Consider the following 24685-nt stretch of genomic DNA (forward strand, 5'->3'; position numbering starts at 1 on the left):
TTAGAAGCTTTAAGCTTCTAATTTATTCATAACTACTCTACTTTCATTTTCAAGTTCTCTTATATCATTAATAATAGAGTCATAATCTTCTTTTGATATATTATCCTTTTTAGCTATTTTTATAGCTTTACTTGCCGCGCTTTGTATTTTCTCACTCTTAATCTCCATTTCATTTTGAGAAATTAAAGGACAGAAAATACTTTTTGCATCTTCATCTTTACATAAAGTTGAAATAGGATCTAGATTTTGAAGATTTTCTTGAGAACCATTTAGAGTTAAATAAACATCAGATTTATATAATATATGATCTATTTTCATTGCAGAAAGAGTTAAATCAGAAGCAAAATTAACAAATTCTTTTCCTAAATGAGAGCTTTTATCCTCTAATTCTTTAAATGCCTCACTAAAATCAGCAACTTTACTATCAGAAGAATTTGCAATATCAAACACTTTTTCGCTATTTTCTTGTATAGAAGCAATTTCTTGATTCATTACTTGAATTGCTAAAGTAATTTCACCTGTTGCTTTTTGTGTTTTTTCAGCAAGTTGTCTTACTTCATCTGCAACTACCGCAAAACCTCTACCATGCTCTCCCGCACGAGCTGCTTCAATAGCTGCATTTAATGCAAGTAGGTTAGTTTGATCTGCAATATCCCTAATTACCTCAACAATTGCATTGATACTCTGAGCATTAGATGCAAAAGTATTTACAGCATTTTTACTTTCATCAGCCACTTGCATCATTGATGAAATTGAATCCTGTAAATTACCTACTTCTAAACCATTTTTTTGTGCTGTATTTGAGATTATTCTAATATCACCAAAAACTTCTCTCATAAGTTTGATGATTTTATTTAATGCAGAAGACAAATCGTTTAAATTTTTATTTTGACTATTTAAACTCAAGTCCATAAGTTCTCTTGATAAAGCATTTTTAAAAACAGATTTTCCTGTTTTTTCTATATCATCTAAAGCTTTATTAATAAAGTTAATATTATGAACAAAAATACCTTTTAAACCTTCAGGGATAGCTCTTCTAAAATATTCACCTTTTTGAGAACAAGCAATTGAAGTATTTATCTCTCTTAAATAAGCTTCTAAACCATCTATTGTATTATTAAGATTATCAGCAATTTCTTTTAATTTTTTATTAGCACATTTAATATATACAATTCTTGAATCAAAATTACCATTTTTTAACTCTCTACTAAGATGTAAAATCTTATCGCTAAATTGTTCTTCTTTTTTTAAAATAAACAATCCATATATAAATAAACAAAACAAAACTAAAAAGAAACCTAAGGAAATAAACTCTGCATAAAACAAAGAATTAATACAAGCTACTATGCTTAAAACTATACCAAGAAACAAAATATTTTTCATAAGAAATCCTTTTTTATTTTTGAATTTTCATCATTAGTTCATTATAGGTCACCCCATAAGATTTTACTATTGCTTTTAACTCTTCTATTCCAGATTTAATACCACCATCTTTTTCTTTCAACAAAAGAACTTTATAAATTTCTTCTATTGTTTTGATAGCTTCCATATTTGGTTTTCTTCTAACTGAATAATAATTTAAAATGTTTCCATTTTCATCACATGAAGCAGTTATATTAGCAAAAACCCAATAATAATCATTATATTTTGTTTTATTTTTTACAAAAGCAAAAACTTCTTTTTTAAGCTGAATGTTATCCCATAAATATTTAAAAACCGTTCTTGGCATATCAGGATGACGCATGATACTGTGAGGTTTGTATAAAATTTCCTCAATTTTATAATCAGAATATCTCAAAAAATCCTCATTTGCATAAATAATCTCACCTTTTAAATTAGTTTTTGATGTTATTAAAACATCCGAGGTTAGAATTTTTTCTGAAGACATAACACAATCTCCTTAGTTTAAAATTAAAATGGGAGTAATTATATCTCAATATAAAATAATAATTTATAAACAAAATTTATCAAATTCATCTTTGAAGCTCTAAAATTAATTGATTATAACTCATACCATAAGAATTAACTATCTTAACAAGTTCATCCACTCCGGCTTTTATACCATCTTTTTCTTCTATTTCTAAAAGAATTTTATAAACTTGCTCTATGGTTGATATTGCCTCTCTTTTAGGTTTTCTTCTAACTGAATAATAATTTATAATATTTCCTTGTTCATCAAAAGAAGCTGTAACATTAGTAAAAACCCAATAATAATCATTTTGTTTGGTTTTATTTTTAACAAAAGCAAAAATTTCTTTTCCATCTTGTATATAATCCCATAAACATTTAAAAACAGTTTTTGGCATATCAGGATGACGCACAATATTGTGAGGTTTATATAAAATTTCCTCCATTTTATAACCCGCATATTTTAAAAAATCATCATTAGCATAAATAATATCCCCTTTTAAATCTGTCTTAGAGGTTATTAATGTATCTGGTTCTAAAATTTTTTCTTGCGACATTTTTTTCCTTATAATTTATTTACAAAATATTATATTTCATTTATCATAAAATTTCATTGAAATTAAAACCTTTGTCATAAAGTATCTTTCTGACTAATTCTTGATGTTCTTTTCCTTTTGTTTCCAAAGTAATTGAAATCATCGCATCACCATATTCTAGCTTAGTGGAAAATCTATCATAATCAATTTTAACTATATTAGCTTGAGCTTCTTTTATAGCATCACTCAAAGTACTCAAAGCTCCTGGTTTATCAACCAAAGTAACATTGATAAGCATTTTTCTAAAAGCTTTAAACAAACCTTTTTCTATGATAATATTTAACATTTGTACATCAATATTTCCACCGCTTAAAATCACGCCTATTTTTTTATGATTTTTTAAATCTATTTTTTTATGTAAAAGTGCAGCAACTGCTGATGCTCCAGCACCTTCAACTGTGATTTTATGTTTTTCAAGTAAATATAACACCGCATTAGCTATTTCTTCATCATCAACTTGAATAAAATCATCAACACATTCAAGAATAATATCAAAATTAATTTTATTTACATCACGCACTGCAATACCATCAGCTATGGTTCTCACAGCCTTTGAATTGATTATTTTTTTACTTTTAAAACTCTCATACATAGCAGGAGCTCCTTTAGCACTCACTCCAATAACTTTTATATTAGGATTAATCTGCTTAGCAGCACTCGCCACTCCACTAATCAAACCTCCACCACCAACTGGAGCTAAAATCATATCTAAATCACTTATTTCATCAAGCATTTCAAGCATTAAAGTACCCTGCCCTGCTATAATACTTTCATTTTCAAAAGGATGAATAAAATTTAAATGATGTTCTTTAGCATAATTTAACGCATAAGCATAAGCCTCATCAAAATTATCTCCTTTTAAAATCACTTTTGCACCTAAATTTTTAGTCGCACTTACTTTTAGCAAAGGTGTAGCTTCAGGCATAACAATCACAGCTTCTATCCCAAATTTTTTAGCACTAATTGCAACTCCTTGTGCATGATTTCCAGCGCTTGCAGCTATTACACCTGCTTGCTTTTGTTCTTTACTTAAATTAGCAATAGCATTATAAGCACCTCTGATTTTATAAGCACCTGTTTTTTGCAAATTTTCACATTTTAGAAAAACATCAGTATCTAAAAACTCACTTAAAAAAGAAGAGTGCACAAAAGGGGTTTTTAATACAAAATCTGCAATTTTTTGCTTTGCTTGATAAATTTTATTTAACTCAATCATGATTTACCTTTTTTATCTAATTCTATTTTGATACAACGATCTTGAACACAATTTATACCAAATTTTTTACATTTTTGCATTATTTCATCGTTAATAATACCAAGTTGCATCCAAAAATTTTTAACATTTTTAGCTAAAAGATCTTCAAAAATTTCATTTGCGTAACTTGCTTTTCTAAACATTACAACCGTGTCGATTTCAAAAGGAATTTCACTTAAATTTCTATAAACTTTCTCGTTTAAAATAAAATCTTCTTTAGGATAGATAGGATAAATTATGTAAGATAAATCTTGTAAATATTTGCTTACAAAATACGAAGGTTTTTCTTGATTAGGACTAAGTCCTATAATGGCGATATTTTTCATAGAACTTAGTATTTTATGAGTATCACACAATGCTTTTTCCTTATTTTAAAAAAAGCATTGTATCTAAAATAAAATTAACAAAAAGTTTTTTTAACTATTAATAAATAATATAAAACAAGAGCAAACAAAACAAGTACAGCACAAAGTACATAGACATTAGCAAAACCTATACTTGGTTCAACAATACCCAACAAATAAGGACTAACTCCTATGCCAAAATCCAAAGATAGAAAAAAAGTAGAATTAGCTAACCCCATTTTTTCTTTAGGAGCTAGTTTGATAGCCAAAGCTTGTGCACTTGAAGTAGCATTTGCATAACCTAGTGCACAAAATATACCGGCGATAATAATCATATAAAAATTTTTTGCAAACGCAAGTAAAAGTAAACACAATATAAAACTAAATAATGAAAAAATTATTACAATATTAGCTCCATGTTTATCAAATACCTTTCCAGCAAGAGGTCTAAAAACTATAGAAAATCCAGCATATATTACAAAAAACATAGATCCAGCAAAGCTTAAATTTAAACTTTGAGTATAAGCACTCATATAAGCTATAATAGCTCCAAAAGGACATGCGATCAAAAAAGTAATCAAAGCCAAATTTAAAACTGATTTTTCAAAGTAATTATAAATACTAAATTTTCTTTTTACATGATAATGTTTTTTAAATCTTCTTACTTTTAAAAAAATTGATAAAACTAATGCAAAGATAATACTCACACTTGCAATTAAAAAGCTTAGTTGAAATAAGTTGATAGAGTCAAGTTTTATGGCCAAAAAAGGCCCTAAAGCTGAAGTTAAAACAACACTCGTAGCATAATACCCTATACCAATTCCTCTTTTATTACTAGGTATTATTCTAGCAATAGCTGCCCCACAAGCACAAGAACAAATTCCATAGCAAACTCCAGCTAAAAAGCGTATCAATACCAAAAAATACACATTATAAAATTTCAAATACATTAAATTAATAAAAAGATAAAATAAAAGTGAAAATATAATCACTTTTTTTATATTAATACCATCAATAATAGAACCAAAATAAAGTCTAGAAAGCAAAGCACCTATAACAAAAGCACCCATTATAAGTCCTGCGGTGCTAGTTTGAAGATTTAAAACACCCAAAACATAATCTGTACTAGAAATAGTACTCATATAAAAAACAAGACAAATAACAAAATTTATCCCAAAAATACAGAAAAAATTTATATTAAATAAATTATATTTCTTACTAAGACCCATGAAAAAACCTTTCTTAAATTTTTTCATTGATATAATCAAGTAATTTTAAAAGCACTTCTTGATCTTGTTCATCTAATATATCTAAGATTTCTTTTTCATATTTTCTTATACAAACATTTGCATCAAAAAAAATTTCTTTACCCTTGGCACTTAAAGTAATGATCTTTTCTCTTTTATCATCAGCTTTTAAAAACTCTATATATTCAAGTTTTGTTAGTTTAGAAACAACTCTAGAAAGTATAGCTTTATCCATTTGATAAAATTCACATATTGGAGCTAAAGTGCTATTTTGATGATGGCTTAAATAAACAAAAACTCTCCAATCGCTTGATTTCAATCCAAATGGCTTCAAAATTTCATTGACCTTATAGAGTATTTTTCTATTTGTATAAGTAATTTTTTGAAAAAATATGAGAAATCCTTTGTAAAAATTAATTGATTAAATCAACTATTTTAATAGTAACAAAGATTACATAAATTCTAACTTATATAAGTTTTTTCCTTAAATACATTCTACATTTAAGATAAAAAATATCAAAAAAATTAAAGCTTGTAACTTTGTTATAATATTTTAAATTTACAAATATTTGTAGTATTGACAAACTCAATTTAGCTTAGATTAAACTATGACATTAGAGACTTTATTTATACTAATAAAACTTGCATTATTATTTTATAATGCTTAATATAATTTAACATAAGTCAATAAATTTTACCACTGAGTATTGTAAAATATTAAAAATTATCGCAATAAAGGTTGTAATCATGATCGATATTTATCCTTATATACTAATAATACATTTATTTTGTGCTATATTTTTTATAGGATTTTTATTTACCGATGTATTCTTATTAAGAAAATTAAATTTGGATATAAAAAATACAATTAAAATAATGCCACCTATTGTATTGATTTTATTTCTTAGCGGTTTATATTTAGCTCATTTTCACTTAAATTCATTAAATTGGATATTTATTTGCAAAATATTCTTTGCTTTTTGTATTTTTATATTAATACTATTTTCTCTTTTTTATAAAATAATCTTAAAAAAACAAAATCCTTTTCATGCATATATTCACCCTATTGTATTTATTTTTACTATAATTATTGTAATATGTGCAAAATTAATGTTTTATATTGTTATTTGATTTTCAAATAAACACCACATTCAAGATGATTTGTGTTTGCAAATTGATCAAAAAATGCAAATTTGGATATTTTATGAGTTTTGCATAATTTCTCAAGGTTTTCTTTTAAAGTGATAGGATTGCACGATATATAAATGATATTTTCATAATTTTTAATAAGTTCGATCACGCTTAAATCAAGTCCTGCTCTTGGAGGATCAACTAAGACATGAGATATTTTAAAACCATCTAAATCTATGTCTTTTAAGCGATTAAATTCCCTTTCTTTTTTCAATGCTTGACTTAACTCTTCACTAGAAAGCCTTGTAAAAGTTATATTTTCAATAGAATTTAAAACGCAATTTTTTAAAGCAAACTCAATATTTTTCTTAGAAATTTCAGTTGCTAAAACTTTTTTAAAATTTCTTGCTAAAGCTATAGTAAAATTTCCATAACCACAATAAAGCTCTAATAAATCTTGCTTAAAATCACTCTCTACACAAGATACAACCCATTCGATCATCTTTTCATTAATAAAAGTATTGGGTTGGATAAAACAATCATTATTAAACTCATATGAAAATTCATTTGTATTGATGTTTAAAATTTGTCTTAAATTTTCTCCATTAAATACAAGTTTTTTACCCCTACTTCTTGCTATGAGCTTAAGGTTTAATTTTTCTGCTAATTCTTGTAAATCTTGTGCAATTAGCTCTATATTTTTATGGAAAAGTAAAGTTATACTTAAATCTAATTTTGTAGCTAAAAACTCTACTCCAAAAAGCTTTTGTTTTAAATTTTCATTTAGATTATTTAATAAAATAGGCATATATTTTTGAATTTTTTCATCTGCTATATCAAAATTTTCAATAGGAATTTTTTTCTTATTTTCAAACATTGCATAAGAAATTTTCCCATTTTCATGATGATATATAGAAAATTCCGCCCTAGTTCTATAAGCTTTTAAAGGTGATTTAAAGCACTGAATTTCTCCATCATATAAAGAAGAAAACAATGCTTTGTTTAAAGCAATTTTTTCTTCAAAATGCATTTACGCATCTACCTTTTTGCCAACCACAAAAAGTAAAACTATCATAGCTAAGATTCCAAAAACAAGTCCTAGCCACACATTAAGTCCTAATGCTACCGGTAAATAACCACAAAGTATACTAATAGCACAAACACTCAAAGCATAAGGCATTTGTGTACTAACATGAGCTAAAAGATCACACTTACTTCCCATAGACGAAAGTATAGTTGTATCAGAAATTGGCGAGCAATGATCTCCAAAAATAGCTCCTGTTAAAACCCCTGAAATATTAATAATCATATATTGGTGTAACTCTGCTCCGCTTAATTCATTATGAACCCCAACAGCCATAGCTAAAGGAATAGCCAAAGGCATTAAAATACCCATAGTTCCATAACTAGTTCCCGTTGAAAAAGAAATAATAGAAGCAAAAATAAAAATTGCTGTAGGAAGCAAATAAAGAGGTGTTTTATCTGAAAATAAGTCAATTAAATATTTAGAAGTCCCCAAATCTTTAATCACAGAAGCTAATGACCATGCACAAAGTAAAATAATCACAGTCATAATCATAGTTCTCCAGCCATGAGTCCAAACCGCAATAGCTTCTTTTAAAGTAAATATTTTTCTATACATTCCCAAAATAATAGCTACTATGGTAGCTAAAAGTGCTGCTTGAAACAATACAACTGAAGCATCAGCTGCGCCAAAAGTCTCTCTAAAAGCAAATAAACTAAGCGGTGCTGCATCAATTTGTGCTTTAACACTCACATCATCTAAGGCATTATAACCACTAAAATAAAAACCTATAAATGAAAACACAATCAAAACAGCCAAAGGTATAATAGCATTAGAAGCTTGTAATTTTACATGCTCTTTTGGCTCTAAGACCTTATCTTCTATATTATCAATTTGTTCATGACCATGAGAAAATTTACCCGCTCTAGCTCTAAGCTCAGCTTTTAACATAGGTCCAAATTCCCTACCTGTATAAATAGTCAAAACAACAAAAATCAACATAAAAAGATTATAAAATCTATAAGGTAAGGTTTGTACAAAGATTTCAAAAGCGTTAATTTCTTCTTTTACTACACCTAAATGTGCAAAAGTTGCATTATCAATTAGATCATATCCGCTACGAATTAAAGAAATTTCAAGTCCTATCCAAGTAGAAATGATAGCAAGACCGGTAATTGGTGCTGCAGTTGCATCCATAATAAAAGCAAGTTTTTCACGGCTTACTCTAAATTTATCTGTTACCGGACGCATGATAGGACCTACGATTAATGAATTGGCATAATCATCAAAGAAAATAAAAATTCCCATACACCAAGTAGCAAATTGTGAGCTTTTTGCTTGTTTAGCTTTAGTAGAAAGCCAAAGAGCTACTGCTTTTGTCCCCCCTGTTTTAGTAATAAGAGCTACAACACCACCTATGGTTAAAACTTGCAATAAAATTCCTGCATTACCAGGACTTGCCATAGCATTTACCACTTTAGAAATAAAGCCTGTAAAAGAAGCTATGATAGCATGGTAAATACTATTTTCAATAAGTCCTAACATAAAAGTACCACTTAATGCACCAATAAATAACGAAAGTACTACATCTTTAGTAACAAAAGCTAAAATAATAGCTATCACCGGTGGTAAAAGCGTCCAAGCTCCAAAAAGTTCTGCATTTGCTTGTGCATCAGCAAATAACAACAAAGGAGCTAATAATAAATAAAAAATTTTCATAATTATCCTTAGTTTTTATATTTTTTCGCTAAAAGTTCCCGCCCAAGTTTGAGTCACAGGCATAAGCTCTATTTCATTAATATTAATATGCTCAGGCAAGCTAATAATAAAAGTAATAATTTTTGCTATATCTTCAGCTTTGATATATTTAGTATTTTCATAAACCTCATCAGCTTTTTTAATATCACCTTTAAATCTCACTTCACTAAATTCAGTTTTACAAAGTCCTGGAGCAATATTTGTTACTTTTATATTACTTCCACGCAAATCCGTTCTTAAAGCTTTGGAAAATTGTGCCACAAAAGCCTTGGTTCCACAATAAACATTACCTCCATAATAAGGCACATTAGCTGCAATTGAGCCAAGATTAATTATGTGGGCATTTTTTACTTTTCTAAGTAAAGGTAAAGCAGCTCTTGCTACATATAAAAAGCCTTTGATATTAGTATCTACCATGGCTTCAATATCTTCAATATCCAAAGAATCAAATTCATTTAAACCTAAAGCAAGACCTGCGTTGTTAATAAGCAAAGAAATATTGCCAAAATCTTGAGGTAAATTTTCAATTGATGCAAAAACTGCTTGTTTATCTCTAACATCAAGTTCTATGGGATAAATTTTATCCCCATAAAGCTCTTGTAGTTTTTCTAATCTATCTTTGCGTCTTGCTATAGCTATAACTTTATAATCAAGTTCTATCAAAGCTTTTAAACTCTCTAGTCCAAAACCTGAACTTACTCCAGTTATTAAAGCAGTTTTCATGGTTGTGTCTCTTCATATAGCATCAAATTCTCATTTTCCTTTAAACCAAGTTTTTTTAGATATTTAATATTTTGTTCTTTTTTTGCAATTATGGCAAAATCAAGAGCGTTAAATCCCAAATCATCAATTTCTTTATAATTTGCTTTGTAATCTATAAGTAACTTAAGCATTTTTACATCTGCATAGTTTGCTCCATGCATAAAAATATTTTTAGAAGTATGCTCAAGTGCACATAAAGTAATGAAATATGGCGTATTGCTTCCCATACTAGTAATAGAAAGTTTTTCATTATCGTTAATGTATTTTTGATTTACATTAGCTCCATTTTCTAACAAAACTTTTGCGACCTTATAATTGTTATATTCAACTGCATAAAACAAAGGTGTTTTTCCAAAAGAATTTCTATAATCAATAATAGCTCCATTTTCTAATAAAAGCTTGACATTATCTGCACTATCTAATGCAAAAAACAAAGCAGACTCATAACCTTCATTTATTTTTACACCTAATTTTATAAACTCACTTATAATTTGACTTTCTCTATTGTTTAACAAAGCAGATTTAAAACCATTATTTAATTCTAAATTGCTAATTTTTTTAGAATAAATATATTCTTTTATTTGTTCTAAAGAGTTGTTTTTATTAGCCACAAATTTTTCAAAGTCCGAAATATCTTTAAAGATTTTAGTCTCACCAACTGCCCAATTTAAAAATTCATTCAAAGCATTACTAGCAAAGTAAATAGCACTTGCTTTATCCAGATTAAATTCGTTTTGAAAATATTTTGTTAAAGGATTAATCGCATTATTATACTCTTTCCAAAATTCCTTAAAGAGCTTAAAATTTCCTATACTTTGATAAGCCCAAAATCTAAAATAAGCTTTTAATTTTGCAAATTTTTCTTCAAGTATTATAGGATCTTGTAAAGTTTTTTGATAAACTTGCGGATCAAGCGCAATTTCTAATAATTTAAAATCAAATTTTCTCAAATCGCTAAAATATTCCCCTCCCATACAGGCACTATTACTTCCTCTAATTTCATTAGCAAGCTCATATAATCTTTTTGTAATTTGACTATTTTTTAAAGAAAAATCGCAATTTAAATCTACTTGAGCAAAATCTTGAGAAACTTGTGGTTTAAACTCTTTAAAAAAATCCATCTTATTTTCTTTGACATACCCGCAAGTGTAATCTAAAGCTAATGCATTTAAACTTATAATCAAACTAAATAATAAAATCCTCAAATATTTTCCTTTGATATAAATTAAATCACTATTTTAACTAAATTTTTGCTTTAATAACAATTAATTAATTTAAAATTCATACAATGATTATTTTAAAATGAGGAAAAAATGTATCAAAGTTTTTACAAAGCTAGTTTTGCTTATATTCTTTTGCAGAGCAATGAAAATAAACTTATCAATGTTGATTTTATAACATATAAGCCCAATTTTACTAAAGATAAACACACTATTTTAGAACAAGCCTTAGAAGAGTTAGACCTTTATTTTAATAAAAAACTTTTTTTCTTTAACACACCCCTAGCTCTTCAGGGGAGCGAATTTGAGCAAAAAGTATATAAAGCTTTAATTAAAATTCCCTATGGACAAACTAAAACATATCAAGAAATTGCTTCTTTTGTCAATCATCCAAAAGCTTTTAGAGCGGTAGGCAATGCAAATTCTAAAAACAAACTTGCAATTTTTATACCTTGTCATAGAGTGGTAGCTAAAAATCACTTAGGCGGATACAATGGTGGTTTATTTATCAAAGAAGCTTTACTTAAATTAGAAGGTGTGCTTTAAAATGCCAAGTTTATTACTAGCAAGTTTTATTTGGGCTTTTTCTTTTCCATTAATTGGGCATTTTATAACCTTAGAAATGGATAGTTTTTTTGCTGCATTTGCAAAAGTTTTTTTGTCTTTATTAGTATTTTTACCTTTTTTAAATTTTAAGCTGAATTTGCATTTAAAACTAAAACTCATAAGCATTGGAGCTTTACAACTTGGTGTGATGAATTTATTTTATTATCATTCTTTTTTATATTTAAGTGTAAGCGAAGTGGCACTTTTTACTATTTTTACACCTTTTTATGTTGTACTTTTTTATGGGCTTTTTTCAAAAAATCTTAGATATTTATATTTTATAAGTATTTTTATATGTATTGTAGGTGCTTTTGTAGTTAAATTTGATAATATTAACTCTAATTTTTTATATGGTTTTTTACTTATTCAAGGAGCTAATTTAGTATTTGGCGCTGGACAAAGTTTTTATAAAATTTTATTAGAAAAAAATACAAATTTAAATCAAAAAGAAGCTTTCGCTTATTTTTATTTAGGCGCAACTAGTATAACCCTACCTGCTTTTTTATTTTTTGGAGATTATAATAATTTACCATCCAATTTAAGTTCTTGGATAGCTTTGATTTATCTTGGAACTATTGCTTCAGGATTTGGATATTTTTTATGGAACAAAGGCTCCACTGAAGTAGATAGCGGGGTTTTAGCTTTGATGAATAATGCTATTATACCTATAAGTATTTTTATCAATATGAGTATTTTTGGAGTAGATGTAGAGCTACTACCTTTTTGCATAGGAACCTTGATCATTCTTTTTTCATTTTTTATACATAAAAAAATCATGCATTATTATAATAAGAAATCTTACTCAAATACAAACCACTAGCAGGAGCTAAAAATCTACAATGAGCTTTTTTGGCATTGATTTGATCTAAAAGCTCATTTTTGCTCATTTTTCCTTCTAATACTTTTAAAATACTTGCCATCATCATTCTAATTTGAGATCTTAAAAAACCATTTGCTTCAAAATAAAACACAGTGTAATTTTTATAAGCATAAACTCTAGTTTTATACATTTTTCTTATACTTGTTTTATTATCAGAGCCTTCTTTTTGAAAGAGTTTAAAATTATGCTCTCCTTCAAATAAAAAAGCAATTTCCTTGGCTAATTTAATATTTATTTTTGGATAAAAATACACATATGAGGCTAAAAAGGGATTATATTTTCCATGACTTATAATATAGCGATATGCTCTTTTTTGCACATCAAAACGCACTTGGAAATTTTCTTGCATTCTTTGGATATGCTTTATATGTATAAATGGGTGTGCAAAATGATTGATTTTATTTTTTAAATATACAAAATCCTTAAAATGTTCTCCCGCTTTTACGCAAGCGACTGCATTAAATGCATGCACACCTTTATCAGTTCTTGAAGCAAATAAAGGCTTTTCATAAATACCCAAATGCGACAAGGCCTGCGCTAAGGTATCTTGAACACTAAGCTTATGTGGCTGGGTGGCTGAACCTTGAAATTTAGAACCATCATAAGAAAAAGTTAATTTTAAAAGCATTAATACTTACTTGCAATTTTTGCTTTAAAATAAAACAAAGAAGTAATTAAAAAGCTTGAAAAAATCACAGCAATAGCTACAAAAGGAGGATTATAAAAACTAATCAAAAGCGTAAAATAGGCAAAAATAATCACAAAAATTCCAAAATAAGCAAAACCTTTTTCATAACGATAAGTTACTATACCAAAAGAGAGTGCAAAAAGCACACTAGCTAAAGGAAATAAAGCTATAAGAATATAAATAACAAATTCTTTTGCTTTTTCTTTATTGCTTGTTACATCAGACCAATACCCATAAAAACTTTGAGTATTTAATTCTTTAGAAGAAAGTTTGCTTTTAATTAATAAATTTTTAAAACTAGAAATATGCCAATCTTCTTCTTTAATCTCATAAGCTTTTCCTTCATCTAGCTTAAAAGTAATAACCCCATCATTTGTTTCTAACTTTCCTTCTTTAGCTAAAATCACTTGTTCTTTATCTTGTGGGTTTTTCTTTGGATGATACATTATGATATTTTTATAAGTTTCATCAGAATTTTTGGCATCGATAAAAACAAGCCATTCTCCATATCTTTGTCCAAATTCCCCTGTTTTTATACTTACTTTAGCACTAATTTTTTTATAATCTACAAAATTATCAAAAAGTTCAAAAGATATAGGTATAAAAACCAAGACCACCACAAGCATAAAAGCACTTACTAAAGCTGCAATTTTTGCAAAAAAACTTGCTATCATGCTTGGAGCTATACTCAAAGCAAACAGCACTGTGCTTTCATTTTCCCTAGAAAGTCTATAAAAGGCCAAAGTCAAAGCTATGAAAAAAGATATGGGTAGAGTAAAAATTAATATCTTTGGTAAAAGAAAAATATATAATTTGATTAATTCAAAAAAAGTAATTTCAATATAAGCGGTAATTTTAGCAAGTTGTATAAAAAAAATAATCGAAACAATAATAAATAAAGTAAAAAATAAAGATAACATTGTACTTAAAAACTGATTAAGCAAATACTTATAAACTAGTTTCATAATATACTTTCTACACTTAGATTAATCAAAATTCCACAAAATAAAAAAGGAATCATAGGCATTTGATAATCTTTCTTGGCTATTTTTATAAACATCAAAAGACTTAAAAAACTTGCAATAAATAAAATCAAAAAGCCTTTTTCATAGCCAAAAATTCCAAAAATCAAAGCTATTATTATAACATCACCTTCCCCTAAACTTTCTAAAATTTCATCTCTTTTTTTAAAATTTTTAATAAAATTAATCACACTTTTTAGTATGAAAATTAACCCCGCTCCAAAACACACTCTAAATAAAAAGCTATCTTGAAAATCCTCTAAATTTAAACCATTTTGCAAAAAATCAAAACAAAAAGCTAAAACAAACAAAATCCAAAGCCAAAGCTCACTCACTGCTTTTAGATAATAATCCATCCAAGAAAGTGCTAGTAATACAGCTAGCATACAAGCAAAAATTAAAATTTGAAAAACATCTTCGATTAAATAAAAAGCAAAGACAAACAAACACGCACAAATAAATTCATTAAAAGGATAAATCAAAGAAATTCTTTCTTTACAAAAAGCACATTTGCCTTTTAAAAATACAAAAGATAATAAAGGAAAAAGATGATAAAATTTCAAAGTTTTAAAACACTTAGGGCATTTTGATCTTGGGCTTATTATGCTTTCTTTATTAATCGTTCTTAAAATCAAAACATTGACAAAAGAACCCACACAAAGCCCTAGTGATAAAAATAAAAATATCATTTACCAAAGGTTCTTTTGCGTTTTTTAAACTCAGTAATGATATTTGTGATTTCTTTTTTAGTAAGTGCAGGAAATAAAGTTTGACTAAAATAAATTTCTGCATAACTTGACTGCCATAATAAAAAATTTGAAATTCTTTTAGCACTCCCTACCCTTAAAAACAAATCCACATCTTCACTTAAGTCAAGATTTGCTTGTATATTTGCTTCATTAATTTCAAGATTTTTTTCAATCACCTTTTTAACCGCTCTAACTATTTCATCCTTGCCTCCGTAAGAAATAGCTAAATTTACGCATAATTTTGTGTAATTTTTAGTTTGTTCTTGAAAATTTTGTATTTTTTTTAAGGTTAATTCATCTAAAAGACTTAAATTTCCTATGGCTTTAAAACGCACTTCATTAGCTATAAATTTATTTAAAGATTCATCAAGATATTTATTTAACAGCTTAAAAAGAAACTCCACTTCTTCTTTTGGTCTTTGCCAATTTTCTGTACTAAAAGCATAAAGGGTTAGATTTTGAATTTTTTCATCTATACATACTTCTATAATTTTTTCAACAACTTTAGCACCTTGACTATAACCAATTTTTTCTAAAAGTCCATTTTTTCTAGCCCATCTTCTATTACCATCCATTACTACAGCAAGATGCTTTAACTCATTCATTCTATCCCTTTATATCCATCAATCTTTTAAAAACAAACATAGGATTGAGCGTATTAACTACTTCAAATTTAAAATACTCGTTTAAAAAATGTGCTACTTTGGCAAAAGGTGTTTGTATGCGTATGATTTTACCATTATCAATTATAATTTTTAAAGCACCAAAAATTTCAAAATACAAATATACCTCTAAAATATTTCCATTTTTCTTAGCTTCAAATAAAGCTCTATTTCCCTCATAAACAAAAGGTATATGATAAATTCCTTCAAAAAACGCAAAAAACATTTCCTTATAAATTTCAAACTCATATGCGCTTTTGCTTTCCATAAGTCTTTGGATAATGAATTTTTTATACCAAGCTTTTTCATCACCTTCTTGTAAAAGCTTTTCTATAAGTTCAGTCCCTTCTTCAAAAAGTCTAATTTTAGGCTTTTTCAAAAGATTTTTAAAAGAAATCACGCCTTTGTCTTCATAAACTTCAGCTAAATACTCCTCCCCTACTTCAAGCTCTATCAAACTTTTTGTTTCAAGCTTTTTAGTGTTTAAAAGCAATACATAGCGATTATATGCGCGTTTTTCTAAAATTTGCATTCTTACAGGTAAGGTTGAGTTGATGATATTCACCAAAGCTTCCTTAATTCTTGTGCTAAAATAAAACCAAGTTTTTCTTTGCTTTGTTTAGAACTTTGAGAGATGCTATCTTTAGTGATAAAACAAATGCTATTTTCATCACTTCCAAAGTTCATTTGCTCATTTAAGACATTTAAACACACCATATCTAAATTTTTACCAACTAAAGATTTTTTAGCATTTTCTAAAGCATTTTGCTCATCAAATTCCATCTTAAAGCCTATTTTTTTGCCTTTAAAATCTAAATTTTTTAAGATATCCTCATTAAGCTTTAATTTTAAATCAAGTCCGTTTAAATGCTCATTTTTCTTAATCTTACCCTTATAAGCTTTTAGAGTAAAATCACTCACAGCAGCAGCCATAATTAAAGCATCAAAATCTTTGTATTTTTGCAATTTTTCTTTTAGTTCTAAAGAAGATTCAAATTTTTCTAATTTATAAGGTGTTTTAAGCCCTACTGAGCTAACTAACACTACTTTAGCACCTAAAAAATACAAGGCATCGGCAACCGCCTTTGCCATTTTTCCACTTGAAAAATTACTAATACATCTTACATCATCAATTTTTTCTTTAGTGCCACCACCACTTACAATAAAACTTTTATCTTTAAAAAAATCTTCTTGCATTAGACTTCTTTTTAAAGCATTTATAATACTATCAAGCTCAGCCAAAGCTCCTAATCCTTCATCTTTACAAGCTAGAGTTTTAACTATAGGATCAATGATAATACAACCTTGCTCTTTTAAATTTTTTAAAGAATTTTGAGTGCTAAAATGTAAATACATGTTTGTATTTGCAGCGGGTGCGATTAAAAATGGTTTATTTTTATCTACTGCTATTAAAGTTTGAATAAATAAATTATCTGCTATACCATAGTTTAATTTATTAATAGAATTTATACTAGCAGGCGCAAAAAGTACACAATCGCAAGTCTTGCTAAAAGCTATGTGATTATTAGTATTTTGCCAACTTTCATTATCTTCACATAAAACTTCATCCGCTAAAGCTTCAAAGCTAAGCTTAGTGCCAAATTTTAAAACTCCCAAACTTAGTAAAACTTTAACCCTAAAACCTTCTTTTTTTAATAAAGAAATAAGCTCATAAGCTTTATAAAAGGCTATGCTTCCACTTACTGCTAGTAAGATTGTTTTCATTTTTTACCTAGTTTTTTATAGTAAAAATCTTCTATAATTTGCGTCTTTGCTCTATTAATATACAAAGAGCCTTTTTCTACATCCTTACACACAGTACTTCCTGCTGCGATGATTACCTCATCTTTTATCTCAACCGGAGCGATAAATTGCGTATCTGAACCCACAAAAACATTTTTACCTATTTTGGTCTTATGCTTTTTAACCCCATCATAATTACAAGTGATAGTACCACAACCTATATTAGTTCCCTCATCTATCTCACAATCCCCTAAATAACTCAAATGCCCTGCTTTAACTCCATTTAATAAAGCATTTTTACATTCTACGAAATTTCCTATATGGGTATTTTTAAGCTGGCATTTTGGACGCAAATGCGCTAAAGGCCCTACATCGCTATTTTCTACTATACTATCTTCAATCACACTTGAACTTTTGATGATAGAATTAATGATTTTTGATTTTCCCTCTATACGCACATTTTCATACACTTCACACTCACCTACAAACTCAACTTCATCTGAAATAAAAGTCGTCGCAGGCATGTGAAAAATCACTCCTTGCTTCATCCATTCTTTTTTAATCGCTTCCTGCATAAGATCTTGAGCTAGGCAAAGCTCAATTTTATCATTTACCCCCATAAAATCTTGCTCATTTACAAACACCGCATCGATTTCATAGCCCTTTTCTTTTGCTAAATAAACCGCATCGGTTAAATAATACTCTTTAGCTTTATTATCATTTTTTATCAAAGGCAATACTTCTTTTAAAATTTGTGCTTTTATAGCATAAACACCACTATTGCAAATGTTTATAGCAAGTTCTTCTTTGCTTGCATCTTTTGTTTCTACTATTTTTTGAATTTTATTTTCTTTTAAAACTATTCTTCCATAACTTTTTGGATCTTTTGCCTCAAAAACTGCCACATTAAAATCACTCTCATTTAAAGCTATTTTTTCTAAATCATCTACTTTAACCAAAGGCATATCGCCACATAAAATCAACACTTTTTCATGCTTACTCTCATAACCCCTTAAAGCCCCTGCAGTACCTGGAAAATTTTGCAAGTCTTGTTCTAAAAAGCGTGTATTTGGAAAATGCTCTAAAACAACTTGTTCAACCTTTTCTTTTTGATGAGAAAGCACCACACATACATCATCACTAATTTTATATGCTTGTTTTAAAATATGTAAAATCATTGCTTTTGAGCAAATTTTTTGAAGCACTTTTGGATTTTGTGATTTCATACGCGTGCCAAGTCCAGCAGCCAAAATAAGCACAGAAATTTTCATAATTTACCTTTGTTTTAAAAATTATTGCTTATTTTAACAAGCTAAAGTAAAAATTCTTACTAGTTGTTATTTGTTTTTTACAGATTTTCATTTACTTTAAACTTAAATTTATGGGGGGGGTATAATGCTTTTTTTCAATTTAAATTTACAAGGAGTAATCAAATGAAACTTTCTTATTACACAAGTAAAGTTTTAATGGGAGTTAGCATTAGTGCTTTATTAAGCGGTGCTGCTTTAGCTCAAGAGATAAATCATGGAAATTTTTCTGATTTTTTTAACTATAAAGATGGAATTTGGAGTTTAGATTCTAAAGAAAATATAGAATTAAAAATAAGTCCTTCAGATATTCAATCATACTATGGTGGAGAAAATAATGATAAACCTATAAATGAATTTAACATCAAAACAAGTGGCGTTTTAACCATAGGATCTGATTCAGACTGGATAGATGTAGGTAGCACTTCAACTAATGAAGCAAAATATGATTTATATAGTGTTAATTTAGAAGCAAAAGAAATCATTTTAAATTCTGATAGAGCTACCTTAGAAGCAAATAAAGCTTTTAATATAAAAGGAAATGTTACACTAAAAGGCAGCTCACCTATAACAAATGATAATATAAGCAACGAAGAACTTGATAGACCTGCTTTAAATGTATGGAATGGATATGGCGAAAAAGATGGCTATATGAGCATACAAGGAAATTTAAATGTAAATAATTCTTTTATTGGTATATTTGATGCAAATAAAAAAGGTGGCTTAATCTCTGTAGATGGAGATGTAAATATAAAAGATTCAGCTATAGGTATAAGCACAAATAGTGTTTCAAATTTAGGTATAAACAACTATGTAGCTATAAAAACTACAGGTAGTTTTAACCAAGATATAGATAAAAACTTAGTAACGGCACTATATACTAAAGATATAACAAGCATGCTTGAAACAAGCAATTTACTACCAAAAAATGTATTTTTTGAAGATACTGATTTGGCTCAATTTACAGATTATAAACTTAGTGTTTCTAATGATGGCAAAAGTCTTTTAATTAGCGGTGGTGCTAATGAAAATGTAAGAGATTTATCAAAAATATTAAAATCTGAAATTGATATTAGAAAAGAAGCCTTAGATACTTTTGAGAATATAAAAAAGAATATAGAATATGATGAAGAATATAACAAAAATTCCTACCAAAAACCAGGATATATTGGCGATGATGCTATGCTTGAAGCCATAGCACAAGCAGAAAAAGAACTGCAAGAACAAATTAAAAAATTAGAACAACAAATCCAAGATATACAAAATAATGGTGGAAAATTTGATGGTAGTGATTTAGTTGAAAATATGAAAGATGTTAGCTTAGAAAATAAAAATTTAGCTGTAAATATGCTAAATAGTATTTTAGATTCTAAACTTAGCAATGATACTATCGCAGCACTCACTCTAGATACCACAGGAAAAAATCTAAACACACTTACCACAAATACAAAAGCAAGTGCAAAAGCTATAGTAAATAATGCTCAAAATTCTTCTGTTAATTCATCTATAGGTGTAGCAAATGACCTAGCAATTGGAACAAGAATAGCAAAACTTTCAAATCCTTATCAAGATAAAACTTTAGTAGAAAAATTTGCTACAACCCATATAGCAGCACTAGCAAGCGATGTTTATAATTATTATGGAAATTCTTCATTTAATAATAGCTTTTGGGGTAATGTTTTTGGTGGTGCAAATATCATAGATGGAGATAGTGGTGCTTTATATGGATTTACACTAGGTGCTGATAGAAAAATCAATGATAATGCTTTGCTTGGTTTTTACTTTACTTATGCTGATTCAACTATCAAAGATGGAGTTATGGAACAAAAATCAGATAACTATCAATTTGGTATTTATTCTTTAATTAATCCAAACGATCAATGGGAAATTAATCTAAGAGCTTACGGGCAAATTTCTCCAACAGATCAAAGTGTTGTAATGTTAAATGATTCTAATAAGGCTGATTTTGATAGTAAATTCTTTGGTTTAAGTGCTAATGCTGGTAGAATTTTTAATCCAAATTCATCATCATTATTCATCAAGCCTTTTGCTGGTATAAATTACTACTACGCACACACTCCAAGTTATAAAGAAAGTGGTATGTTTGCAAAAGATGTTCAAAGTATGACAAATAATTCCATATCTTTAGAACTTGGTGCTGAATTTAGAAAATATATGAGCGAAACATCGTATTTATTTATCACTCCAAAAATAGAACAATATGTAATGAATAATGGAGATGATTATATAGCTGGATTTGTTGGATCAAATTCAAATTTTATCATCAAAGGTAATGATAAGAAAAAAACTTATGGACAAATCATCATAGGTGGAAATGTAGATATTAACGAGCAATTTAGCCTAAATGCAGGTGTTGGAACTAAACAAATACTAGCTGGTAAAACAGATGGTAAAAATGAAACTTATGTAAGTGGTCAAGTAGGTTTTAAATACAAATTCTAAAAAAAATATTTTTTGAGAAACTCCTAAATGCTAGAGTTTTTCACTCTAGCATTTTAAAAATAAACCATTAATTCAATCATATAAATTGCATTTTTAAGAGTAAAATTGCTAAAATAATGCTTTTAATTTTAACCAAGGAAATATTTTGAGGGTTTTACTAGTTTTATTTTTATCAAGCCTAGCTCTTTTTGGTGCTGAAGCAACTATACCAACTGTAAATTTAAGCCTTAGTGCCCCAAATAGCCCTCAACAGCTCGTAACAACTTTAAATATAATTATAGTTTTAACTATACTAGCACTTGCTCCAACTATCATCTTTGTAATGACTTCATTTTTAAGACTTATAGTAGTTTTTTCTTTTTTAAGAACTGCTCTTGGCACACAAACCATGCCTCCAAATACTATCTTAGCGACACTAGCTTTGATTTTAACTTTTTTTATTATGGAACCTGTTGCTACAAAATCATACAATGAAGGCATAAAACCCTATATTGCTGAACAAATAGGCTATGAAGAAGCCTTTGCTAAAGGCGTTAAACCTTTTAAAGATTTCATGTTAAAAAATACCAGAGAAAAAGACTTAGCACTTTTTTATAGGATCAGAAATTTAGAAAATCCAAAAACCATAGATGATGTTCCTTTAACGGTTTTAGTGCCTGCTTTTATGATAAGTGAACTCAAAACTGCTTTTGAAATAGGCTTTTTACTTTTCTTGCCATTTTTAGTTATTGATATGGTAGTAAGCTCAGTGCTAATGGCTATGGGTATGATGATGTTACCACCTGTTATGATTTCCATGCCTTTTAAATTGCTTATTTTTGTTTTGGTAGATGGATGGAATTTGCTTATACAAAATCTCGTCAAAAGCTTTTTAACTTAGCAATTTAGAGCAAAAATATGTGTATTACTAGCTTTATTTGTATTTTTCTAAATCAAAGATTTTAAATGGCATTTGCTATATTTGGAAAATACCTTTATGATGATCTTGCCTTCACTCTTAAAGCTCACACTCAAAAAGAAAGTAAAAAAGCTTTTAAAATCATAGAAAAATATAAAAATCAATATTATTTTTTAGGCTATATTCAATATGAATTCTATAAATATCTAGAAAATAAAAATTATAAAAGCAAAGAGCCTTTTTTATATTTTTTTGCTTTTAAATCAAAAAAAATCTTTACAAACGAAGAAAAAAATTTAGACTTTTATCCAAGTTTTTCATCCAATTTAAACCAAGAAAAGTATTTTGAAAACTTTGACAAAGTCAAAGAAGCCATAGCTAAAGGTCAAAGTTATCAAGTTAATCTTACTCAAGAACTACATTTACAATCAAATCTTAATGTGTATGAGAGTTTTTTAAGCCTTTATCCTAAGCAAAATACCCCATATAAAGCTTATATGAAAAATGAATTTTTAGAATTGGCTTCATTTTCACCTGAACTTTTTTTTAAAATCAAAAATAAAAAAATCATCACAAAACCCATGAAAGGCACAATCAAACGCTCAAATAATCCAAAAGAAGATGAAAATCTAAAAAACTTTTTAAAATGCGATGAAAAAACTATTAGCGAAAATGTAATGATAGTTGATTTATTACGCAATGATATTTCAAAACTCACCAAAAAACATTCTTTAAAATGCGAACTTTTTAAGGTTAAAACCTACCCTACCTTACACCAACTCATTTCAAAAATAAGTGGGAAATTAAAGCCAAAAAATGATTATTTTAAAATTTTCAAAGCCCTTTTTCCATGTGGATCTATCACAGGTGCACCCAAAATAGAAACTATTAAACTCATAGAAAATTTAGAGCAAAGAAAACGCGGGATTTATTGTGGAGCGATAGGTTTAATCCATAAAGATAAAGCAAAATTTAGCGTAGCCATACGCACTTTAGAGAAAAAAAATAATGATGATTTTTTAAGATATGGTGTGGGAAGCGGACTTGTGTGGGATTCACAAAAACAAGATGAATTTGAAGAATTAAAACTAAAAAGTAAAATTTTAAAACCTAACTTTTATTTATTTGAAACAATGTATTATAAAAATCATTCTATTTTATTTTTCAAAGAACATTTGACAAGAATTTTAAACTCAGCTAATTTTTTTGGCTTTGATACTCAAAGATTAAAACATGATTTTAAAAATATACTAGAGAGTAAAGATAAAAAATTCCATTTTAAATCTTTACAAAATTTTAACAATTTTGTTTTCAATCATCATCATTTTTTTACAAAAAGTAATTTTACTCAAAAAGGCTCAAAGGCTATTAAATTAAAACTTTTTAAAAATGGCCTTTATGAGTTTGATTTTAGCAATATACAAGAAAATTCAAGCAAAAAACTACTCATAAGTAAAGACATCATAAAAGTAAATCTTTTAACACACCATAAAACTTCTCTGCGTAGTTTATATGAGGCAAATTCTCATCTATGGAAAGAAAATATTTGCTATGACATAGTTTTTTTTGATGAAAAAGGCATACTTTGTGAGGGTTCAAGAAGTAACATTATTATAAATTTAAATGATGAGTATTTTACCCCTTATGCTAAAAACTGCCTAAATGGTATTTATAGACAAACACTCTTAAAACACAAGCTCATCAAAGAAAAAGATATTACTAAAGATGAGCTTTTAAATGCTAAAGAAATTTATGCTATTAATTCTTTAAGAGGCTTAAAAAAGGTATTTTTGTGAAAGTTTTGATTATAGATAATTATGATTCTTTTACCTACACCATAGCCTTTTATTTAAAAGAATTAAACATTACTTATAAAATTATTAAAAACGATAAATTCAAAAATCCAAAAAAGCTTAAAAAATATGATTTTACCCATCTTCTAATCTCCCCTGGACCAAATTCTCCAAAAGAATCAAAGTTAAGTTTAAAAGCTATAAAATATTTTAAGAAAGATAAAAAAATTCTTGGAATTTGTCTAGGACACCAATGTATAGCACATGTTTTTGGTGGTAAAATTTCTAAACTTCCAAACCCAACTCATGGTAAGGTAAAAACTATAAAATTTAAACCAAACCCACTTTTTAAAAACCTTGAGCAAAATTTTAAAATTTGTTTATATCACTCTCTTTATGTCAGTCATATAGGCAAAAAATGTGAAATTTTAGCCCATAGTGAAGATAATATCATCATGGCTTTAAAACATAAAAAATACGATATTTATGGAGTTCAATTCCACCCTGAAGCCATACTGAGTCAAAATGGCAAAAAGCTACTTAAAAACTTTCTTACTTTGCAATAATCTAATATTTATATTTTTTTCATTTACTTTAAACTTAAATTTATGGGGGGGGTATAATGCTTT

General features: G+C 27.7%; 24 protein-coding genes. 6 read left to right on the top strand and 18 right to left on the bottom strand.

The window, feature by feature from the left end:
* Window positions 1-9: 9 nt before the first annotated feature.
* The 11 genes from L8X38_RS08420 to L8X38_RS00520 all read right to left on the bottom strand — a co-directional run bounded on the left by L8X38_RS08420 (window position 10) and on the right by L8X38_RS00520 (window position 11230).
* Complete coding sequence (locus L8X38_RS08420; RefSeq protein WP_133318780.1) at window positions 10-1383, bottom strand: methyl-accepting chemotaxis protein; 1374 nt, start codon at window positions 1381-1383, stop codon at window positions 10-12.
* Window positions 1384-1396: 13 nt separating this feature from the next.
* Window positions 1397-1888: a PAS domain-containing protein gene (locus tag L8X38_RS00475; RefSeq protein WP_133318779.1), complete on the bottom strand. Its 492-nt coding sequence runs from the start codon at window positions 1886-1888 to the stop codon at window positions 1397-1399.
* An 85-nt stretch (window positions 1889-1973) separates the two neighbouring features.
* Window positions 1974-2465 carry a PAS domain-containing protein gene (locus L8X38_RS00480; RefSeq protein ID WP_133318778.1) on the bottom strand — a complete coding sequence of 164 codons (492 nt, stop codon included), beginning with the start codon at window positions 2463-2465 and terminating at the stop codon, window positions 1974-1976.
* 43 nt (window positions 2466-2508) lie between these two features.
* Window positions 2509-3720, bottom strand: coding sequence for a threonine ammonia-lyase (ilvA, locus tag L8X38_RS00485; RefSeq protein ID WP_263660967.1), 1212 nt, complete (start codon window positions 3718-3720; stop codon window positions 2509-2511).
* Window positions 3717-4085, bottom strand: coding sequence for a CoA-binding protein (locus L8X38_RS00490; protein WP_263661039.1), 369 nt, complete (start codon window positions 4083-4085; stop codon window positions 3717-3719). The genes ilvA and L8X38_RS00490 overlap by 4 nt, the downstream gene beginning before the upstream one ends.
* A gap of 74 nt (window positions 4086-4159) precedes the next feature.
* The gene (locus tag L8X38_RS00495; protein WP_263660969.1) at window positions 4160-5332 is read right to left on the bottom strand and encodes an MFS transporter; all 1173 of its coding nucleotides are present in this window, start codon (window positions 5330-5332) and stop codon (window positions 4160-4162) included.
* 13 nt (window positions 5333-5345) lie between these two features.
* The gene (locus L8X38_RS00500; RefSeq protein ID WP_263660970.1) at window positions 5346-5684 is read right to left on the bottom strand and encodes a MarR family winged helix-turn-helix transcriptional regulator; all 339 of its coding nucleotides are present in this window, start codon (window positions 5682-5684) and stop codon (window positions 5346-5348) included.
* A 789-nt stretch (window positions 5685-6473) separates the two neighbouring features.
* Entirely contained in the window at window positions 6474-7511 is a 1038-nt protein-coding gene (trmA, locus tag L8X38_RS00505) for a tRNA (uridine(54)-C5)-methyltransferase TrmA (RefSeq protein ID WP_263660971.1), read from the bottom strand.
* Window positions 7512-9224: a Na+/H+ antiporter NhaC family protein gene (locus tag L8X38_RS00510; RefSeq protein WP_263660972.1), complete on the bottom strand. Its 1713-nt coding sequence runs from the start codon at window positions 9222-9224 to the stop codon at window positions 7512-7514.
* A 15-nt stretch (window positions 9225-9239) separates the two neighbouring features.
* Window positions 9240-9986: an SDR family NAD(P)-dependent oxidoreductase gene (locus L8X38_RS00515; RefSeq protein ID WP_263659074.1), complete on the bottom strand. Its 747-nt coding sequence runs from the start codon at window positions 9984-9986 to the stop codon at window positions 9240-9242.
* Window positions 9983-11230 carry an ankyrin repeat domain-containing protein gene (locus L8X38_RS00520; RefSeq protein ID WP_412175434.1) on the bottom strand — a complete coding sequence of 416 codons (1248 nt, stop codon included), beginning with the start codon at window positions 11228-11230 and terminating at the stop codon, window positions 9983-9985. Before L8X38_RS00520 ends, L8X38_RS00515 begins: the two co-directional genes overlap by 4 nt.
* 108 nt (window positions 11231-11338) lie before the next feature.
* Between L8X38_RS00520 and L8X38_RS00525 the strand changes: the two genes are divergently transcribed.
* Window positions 11339-11791 carry a methylated-DNA--[protein]-cysteine S-methyltransferase gene (locus L8X38_RS00525; protein ID WP_263660973.1) on the top strand — a complete coding sequence of 151 codons (453 nt, stop codon included), beginning with the start codon at window positions 11339-11341 and terminating at the stop codon, window positions 11789-11791.
* Window position 11792: 1 nt separating this feature from the next.
* Complete coding sequence (locus L8X38_RS00530; protein WP_263660096.1) at window positions 11793-12671, top strand: EamA family transporter; 879 nt, start codon at window positions 11793-11795, stop codon at window positions 12669-12671.
* Here L8X38_RS00530 and truA read toward each other — a convergent pair.
* The 7 genes from truA to glmU are packed head-to-tail and all read right to left on the bottom strand — an operon-like array spanning window position 12625 to window position 18866.
* Window positions 12625-13359 (bottom strand): tRNA pseudouridine(38-40) synthase TruA, encoded by a 735-nt coding sequence (gene truA, locus L8X38_RS00535; protein WP_133318766.1) that lies wholly within the window; start codon window positions 13357-13359, stop codon window positions 12625-12627. The two genes, L8X38_RS00530 and truA, sit on opposite strands and share 47 nt — an antisense overlap.
* Window positions 13359-14384 carry an LptF/LptG family permease gene (locus L8X38_RS00540; protein WP_214100351.1) on the bottom strand — a complete coding sequence of 342 codons (1026 nt, stop codon included), beginning with the start codon at window positions 14382-14384 and terminating at the stop codon, window positions 13359-13361. The genes truA and L8X38_RS00540 overlap by 1 nt, the downstream gene beginning before the upstream one ends.
* Window positions 14381-15130 (bottom strand): prepilin peptidase, encoded by a 750-nt coding sequence (locus tag L8X38_RS00545; RefSeq protein WP_263660974.1) that lies wholly within the window; start codon window positions 15128-15130, stop codon window positions 14381-14383. The genes L8X38_RS00540 and L8X38_RS00545 overlap by 4 nt, the downstream gene beginning before the upstream one ends.
* On the bottom strand, window positions 15127-15795 hold the full coding sequence (gene uppS, locus L8X38_RS00550; protein ID WP_263660975.1) for a polyprenyl diphosphate synthase: 669 nt from the start codon (window positions 15793-15795) through the stop codon (window positions 15127-15129). Before uppS ends, L8X38_RS00545 begins: the two co-directional genes overlap by 4 nt.
* A gap of 1 nt (window position 15796) precedes the next feature.
* Window positions 15797-16417, bottom strand: a complete 621-nt coding sequence (locus L8X38_RS00555; RefSeq protein ID WP_263660976.1) for a hypothetical protein — start codon at window positions 16415-16417, stop codon at window positions 15797-15799.
* Entirely contained in the window at window positions 16414-17577 is a 1164-nt protein-coding gene (gene coaBC, locus L8X38_RS00560; RefSeq protein ID WP_263660977.1) for a bifunctional phosphopantothenoylcysteine decarboxylase/phosphopantothenate--cysteine ligase CoaBC, read from the bottom strand. Before coaBC ends, L8X38_RS00555 begins: the two co-directional genes overlap by 4 nt.
* Complete coding sequence (glmU, locus tag L8X38_RS00565) at window positions 17574-18866, bottom strand: bifunctional UDP-N-acetylglucosamine diphosphorylase/glucosamine-1-phosphate N-acetyltransferase GlmU (protein ID WP_263660978.1); 1293 nt, start codon at window positions 18864-18866, stop codon at window positions 17574-17576. Before glmU ends, coaBC begins: the two co-directional genes overlap by 4 nt.
* A 162-nt stretch (window positions 18867-19028) precedes the next feature.
* Here glmU and L8X38_RS00570 point away from each other — a divergent pair, with 162 nt between their 5' ends.
* The 4 genes from L8X38_RS00570 (at window position 19029) to L8X38_RS00585 (ending at window position 24622) form a co-directional block, all read left to right on the top strand.
* On the top strand, window positions 19029-21365 hold the full coding sequence (locus L8X38_RS00570; RefSeq protein ID WP_263660979.1) for an autotransporter outer membrane beta-barrel domain-containing protein: 2337 nt from the start codon (window positions 19029-19031) through the stop codon (window positions 21363-21365).
* 145 nt (window positions 21366-21510) lie between these two features.
* The gene (fliP, locus tag L8X38_RS00575; RefSeq protein WP_133318758.1) at window positions 21511-22245 is read left to right on the top strand and encodes a flagellar type III secretion system pore protein FliP; all 735 of its coding nucleotides are present in this window, start codon (window positions 21511-21513) and stop codon (window positions 22243-22245) included.
* 65 nt (window positions 22246-22310) lie between these two features.
* Window positions 22311-24059 (top strand): bifunctional anthranilate synthase component I family protein/class IV aminotransferase, encoded by a 1749-nt coding sequence (locus L8X38_RS00580; RefSeq protein ID WP_263660980.1) that lies wholly within the window; start codon window positions 22311-22313, stop codon window positions 24057-24059.
* Window positions 24056-24622, top strand: a complete 567-nt coding sequence (locus L8X38_RS00585) for an anthranilate synthase component II (protein WP_263659065.1) — start codon at window positions 24056-24058, stop codon at window positions 24620-24622. Before L8X38_RS00580 ends, L8X38_RS00585 begins: the two co-directional genes overlap by 4 nt.
* Window positions 24623-24685: the final 63 nt, after the last annotated feature.

The organism is Campylobacter sp. CNRCH_2014_2452 (genome assembly GCF_025772865.1).
Lineage (GTDB): Bacteria > Campylobacterota > Campylobacteria > Campylobacterales > Campylobacteraceae > Campylobacter_D > Campylobacter_D lari_D.